The following is a 5,593-nucleotide window of genomic DNA, read 5'->3' on the forward strand; positions in this document are numbered from 1 at the left end:
CCAACCTAAATCTGATATTGCTCTGGATAATTTACGGTTTTTGACCATTCCAGAAACATTGTCATACCTCTAAAACAATTGTTTGGTTTTCACGAATTATTTCAGTGGACAATTTATGCAGAAAATCAGTCCTCATGTCTTTTACTTTGGCATGAAATTTAGCTACTCTCAATCTAGCTTTTTCATATTGTTTAGACCCAAAGGTTTTTTTTGATAATGATTTACTTAGCTTTCGTTAGCGCAGCTCCTCTGAAAGAGGCTACTTTTTAATCCGTTTTTTCAATGGTTTAGGAGCGTCAACCTTCGTACCATCGCTAAATGTAGCAAAAGTTTTTATGCCTAAGTCTATCCCCACTGAATTATCAGTATGAGGCAATATTTTGGCACAAGTTTCTACTACAAAACTTAAGAAATATCTATTAGCTGAGTCTTTGATAATAGTTACTGATGATAGGGGAGCAGGTAACTCTCACGGGCGAAACTATCTTGAGTTTTCCAATCTTAGCTAAATAAACTTTATGTTGACCAACTTGAAAACCTGCCCTTGTAAATCTAGCAGTTTGTTTTGACTTTCTAATGCATGAATTTAGGAGGTTTAACAGGTTTACCTTTTCTCTGGCCTTTAGTCGATTTAAAAAAGTTTTGATAAGCTTGGTTTAAATCATTCAAAGATTGCTGCAATGGTATGTTAGAAACTTCTTTAAGCCACTCTCTATCTTCAGTCTTTTTTGCTTGAGTAATAAACTGTTTTTGTAGCTGTGAGTTAGTGGGCTTCTTACCTCCTAATTTGTATTTTTCACAGGCAACAAGCTAGGCTATCATTCCAAACAACACGAACGCAACCAAATAGCTTTGCTAATTGATGCTTTTGTCCCGGTGTTGGATATATGCGATACTTAAATCTAGCTTTCATAATTCGATATTTAAACTAACAGTATTGTAACATATTCATTGAAACACTTAACAACTAAAAAGTCGCCCTAGAAGGGCGAGGCTTGGGACCCAATTTTTCGGTCAAAAGTGAGAATTTGTAACCTTGACACTTATCAAGTCAAAATTTTTCTCAAAATAATATGGGCCTAAAACCCCGCCTTTTAAGGCGAAATATTTTTGGAGAGTTGCTCAAATCCCCTACTTCCCCTCCCCTCCTGGGAGGGGTTAGGGGTGGGTTGGGAGGGGGAGGGGCGAGGGGTGGGTTAACTTCTGACTTCTAACTTCGTTAACTCTGCCAGATACTTTCAATTTTCTGGGCGATCGCCTCAGCTTCCTGACGGCACTTGGTCGAATTTTCCTCATGCACCAATACTGTCACATGACCTAACTTTCGTCCTGGACGAGATTCTGTTTTGCCATACCACCAAACCGAAGCATTAGGAATTTGAGTTAATTGTTGCCGTTTTGTCAAGTAGTCATTTACCGCAAATTCATAACCCAACAAATTCACCATCACCGCGCCCCTAGACTTAAGAGTGGTATTACCCAGAGGTAGACCACAAACTGCCCGTAAATGTTGTTCAAATTGAGAAGTCTCACAAGCATCCAAAGTGTAATGACCAGAGTTATGAGTTCTAGGAGCAATTTCATTAATTAAAACTTTTTTATCTTTAGTAATAAATAATTCAATACCAAATACTCCCACGACTTCTAAACTATTGAGGAGAGTTTGAGCGATCGCCTGAATTTCTTCGACTAATTCTAAATTTTCATCAAATACAAAAACCCGCCGACAAACCTGATTTTCTTGTTGTGTTTCTACCACAGGATAAACCTTAATTTCACCAGTTACTGAACGAGCAGCAATAATTGCAACTTCCCGGTCAAAAGGGATAAATTCTTGAATGAAAATATTTGGATTTCTCTGAGATTTTAAACTATTAATATCTTGAATAATAGAAATACCATGACCATCATAACCATGACGACGTGCTTTTAATACTAGAGGAAATTTTATTGCTTCAGCTTCTGTTTTCCACTCCCAAAATTTGGGAACAGGTAAACCTAAATCTCGTAAATAACATAACTGTTCATATTTATCTAATAACGGCTTCAATACAGATAAATTAGGACGAAAAATTACATTTTTTTTACTCAGAAGCGACAATTCATCTATATTAATAAATTCATTTTCAAAAGTAATCACATCACAACTATTGGCTAACTGAGCAGTTGCCTGAAAATCATCAATTTCTGCCAAAATAGTATCTTTTGCTATAGATACTGCCGGGTCATCTTTTTCAGGAGTTTGAATAATTAAATCTACTCCCAATTTTTTAGCAGCATCCGCCATCATCCATGCCAATTGACCCCCACCAATGACACCAACCCGCTGAATTTTGTTTTGGTGTTTTCTTGCCTTTTCAGTGCTATTCATTTTGATTGTAAATTCAGTTTCAACTTTTGTATTTTATAGCAGAAGAAAGAAGGAAGAAGGAAGAAGGAAAAATCTTGTGTTGTCTGAGTTTTCAGCTTTTGATATGTCCGCGACCTTTACTTCGACTGCTATAACAAAATAAAAATAGTTTTTATCAGTTTTATTAATCTATGGCAATCCTATTTCAGTTGCGGGCAAAAATATTTTTAGGAAATAGGGAGTAGGGAATAGAAAAGAAGAAAAACAACTGTATCTCAGTAACTTGGGATAGGCTATATACAAAACAGGAAGCTTTAACGAAGTCAGAAGTCAGAAGTAATTTTTGTAACGGGGATTTGAACTCCGCTCCAAAAATATTGTGCCTTAAAACACGGGGTTTTCAACCCACATTATTTTGATAAAACATTACAAATTAATTTCGTAATTTGAACAATAATTTCCTTGAAAGTTTTAGATGCTTTTTACTCTTTTTTACCTAACAGTTAATAATTGATTCCAACTAGCTTTAAGTTTTAAATTTTAAATTTTAGATACTTTTTACTCTTTTTTACCTAACAGTTAATAACTGATTCCAACTAGCTTCAAGTTTTAAATTTTAAATTTTAGATAACTTTTACTCTTTTTCACTTAACAACTGATTCCAACTAGCTTCAAGTTTTAAATTTTAAATTTTAGATATAGCAATAGCCAAAGCTATTAGGACTTATGCTGATGAATCTTACACTAGACAATGTTTTTTCCACTGTGTCCAGTTAAGTGTTCCCTGTTATAACTTTTACCTTCTTTCAGTTACCGAATAATTAAGGTTTAAAGCCTATTCTTTAAAACAAAAAAAATCAACAAAAAAAATCAAGTTCGCCAGTACTATCAGTTTTTAGGAGAGGTAATCTCAGTTATCAGTTATCAGTTAACAGCACCTCTGTAATAAGGAAGCAAGAAAATACGGAATTTTCTTTTTTTATCCCCTTAAAAAGGGAGGCTTTAGACCAGGATTTTTCGGTAATTATTAAGTAGATAAGTCTAATTAAACGTTAAAAAAATTGTATGAGCGGATTTAACCAAAACGAAAGCTTTTACTTAAGCACCCCAAGTTCTAAAAACCCGCCCTCTAATATTGCGTTTATTTCTGTTCACCTACCTAATTAGTCATGATTAATTATTAATTAGGGCTTGCTGATTAAATCTAAAAGTATTGACTTATATTGGTTGAGCGCATTTTTTAGTTAAAAAAAGTCCAAGCTTTTAGGTTGTAATGGTTCAAAAAATTAGTATTTTAGGCTCATAGTTGCGCAGAATAATTCCTTGATTCTTCTTCCTTCTACCTCCTCTATAATTCCCATTTCTCCTGTCTCCTGTCTCCTGTCTCCTGTCTCCTACCCTTACCCATAAGACTTTTTCAGCAAACCCTAATTATTAATTATTAATTGTTTAAATTAGCTCTTAATTTTTTCTCTGCTTCTACTTCATCTAGTTTTGATTGTTCGATAAACTCATAAAATATTGCTTTTTCAATCTTAGGAAATGTAGGGCTAGTTTCAACCTCAACATATTTTTTATTTTGCAGTTGATAAATTAATAAAACTTCTCCATCATAACGCCAAAATTCTGATATTCCCATGCTCGCATAAAGATTAACTTTATTAATATCGGTATGAGTAATATCAACTTCTACTACTAAATCGGGCGGTGGATCTTGAGTTAAATCAATTTTTTTCCCTGCCACCTTTGATTGATTTTGAATATAATAACAATTATCTGGTTCTGCACCTCTATCTAATTGTGGATAATTCAAAGTTGTAGAACCCAAAGTTTTAATTTTTAACCCCATTTCAAAAACTAAAATTCTGATAAATAAACCAATTATTTCTCTAGCAAATTCATGTTCTTCCAGAGGCGTAGTAATTTCCAATATTCCTTGGTCATATATAATTCTGGCATTGCGACTTTCTCCCAGAGCTTCAATGATTTTTTGGTACTTCTGCCAATTCAAGTTATAGAAAACAATTCTTTTTTCAGGAATAGTTAAAGCAACAGTATTAATCATTTTTTTTCCTATCAAACAATTTTGTTCCCATTTCAGTCATAGCTGAAAATACTAGATAAAAAATCAAAATACTTATACCGATAAGAAATGGTACTAAATCATCCGGCATTTGTTAATTCCTAGTCAATTTTATCCACCGATGATAACATGAACAACCTTTAGCTACGCAATATATTTGTGGAGCATTCCAAAGAAAAACCCTGAACCTTGTTTCAGAAGTATCTCTATCTCTCTATCTATCTATATAACAATTCCCAAGAAGCGTGAGGTACAAAATTTTTTTGTGGCACGGGAGTAGGGAGTATTCAATAATTAATAATTAATAATTAATAATTAATAATTAATAATTAGGGTTTGCTTATGGGGTAGTCCTGCATGGTAATGGTGAAGATATATATTTTTTAATTTCTCCCACACTCCCAATCCCCCCATCTCCCCATCTCCCCATCTCCCAATCTCCCAATCTCCCCATCTCCCCATCTCCCCATCTCCCCATCTCCCCATCTCCCCACACTCTCTCTACCATTACTATGCACCACCACCGCTTATGGAAAGTCTTTTTGATGGGGTAGGAGATAACCCACCCCTCGCCCCTCCCCCTCCCAACCCACCCCTAGCCCCTCCCAGGAGGGGAGGGGAAAACAGGAGAAATGGGAATAAACGAGGAGGTAAGAGTAATAATTGTAAGGTAAGAATTCAGCTATTAGCAGTCAGCTTTTCCTGCGGAATGCTGCGCAAACAGCAAAAAAAAGAGGATTTTAATAAATATAGACTGTTTCAGGCAGCTTTTATAGTAAGTAAAAATTATGAATCAATTAGTAAAGCTTTGATCTAAAATTAAAGGCAATAGCTGATTACTGAATGCTTACATTGTAAGAATGATTTTTATGCCCAACTATGACCCTAAAATATGCTCCATGCATAAGCATGAATATCTGAAAAATTTGCACTTTTTTCGACCCCAAAAAGGCACTTTTCTTTATATGTCAATACTTTTATATTTAATCAGCAAACCCTGATTACTTATCCTTGAAAACCTGATTACTTATCCTTGAAAAGAAGAGGATTGACGCGGTAGGGAAAATTTTTTCTCGTTTCTCCTTTAAAGGAAAGGCTTTAAACCTTAATTATTCGGTAAAAAATCAAAACAACTGTACCTCAATAACTTGAGAAACACA

6 protein-coding genes are annotated in these 5,593 nt (G+C 34.6%); all 6 read right to left on the reverse strand.

All coding sequences use genetic code 11. The features are described from left to right. Positions 1-61: 61 nt before the first annotated feature. Positions 62-172: a transposase gene (locus F6K54_RS39230; RefSeq protein ID WP_293089652.1), complete on the reverse strand. Its 111-nt coding sequence runs from the start codon at positions 170-172 to the stop codon at positions 62-64. A gap of 87 nt (positions 173-259) precedes the next feature. Continuing rightward, on the reverse strand, positions 260-376 hold the full coding sequence (locus F6K54_RS43565; protein WP_366558371.1) for a transposase: 117 nt from the start codon (positions 374-376) through the stop codon (positions 260-262). Positions 377-796: 420 nt separating this feature from the next. Beyond that, a complete protein-coding gene (locus F6K54_RS39235) occupies positions 797-913 on the reverse strand; it encodes a helix-turn-helix domain-containing protein (RefSeq protein WP_293089654.1) in 117 nt (38 codons plus the stop codon). 306 nt (positions 914-1,219) lie between these two features. After that, on the reverse strand, positions 1,220-2,371 hold the full coding sequence (locus F6K54_RS39240; protein ID WP_293089655.1) for a 5-(carboxyamino)imidazole ribonucleotide synthase: 1,152 nt from the start codon (positions 2,369-2,371) through the stop codon (positions 1,220-1,222). A gap of 1,420 nt (positions 2,372-3,791) precedes the next feature. Next, positions 3,792-4,415 (reverse strand): Uma2 family endonuclease, encoded by a 624-nt coding sequence (locus F6K54_RS39245; RefSeq protein WP_293089657.1) that lies wholly within the window; start codon positions 4,413-4,415, stop codon positions 3,792-3,794. Between the two features lie 358 nt (positions 4,416-4,773). Beyond that, positions 4,774-4,941 (reverse strand): hypothetical protein, encoded by a 168-nt coding sequence (locus tag F6K54_RS39250; protein ID WP_293089658.1) that lies wholly within the window; start codon positions 4,939-4,941, stop codon positions 4,774-4,776. Positions 4,942-5,593 lie beyond the last annotated feature (652 nt).

It is taken from the genome of Okeania sp. SIO3B5, from assembly GCF_010692555.1.
Taxonomy (GTDB): domain Bacteria; phylum Cyanobacteriota; class Cyanobacteriia; order Cyanobacteriales; family Microcoleaceae; genus Okeania.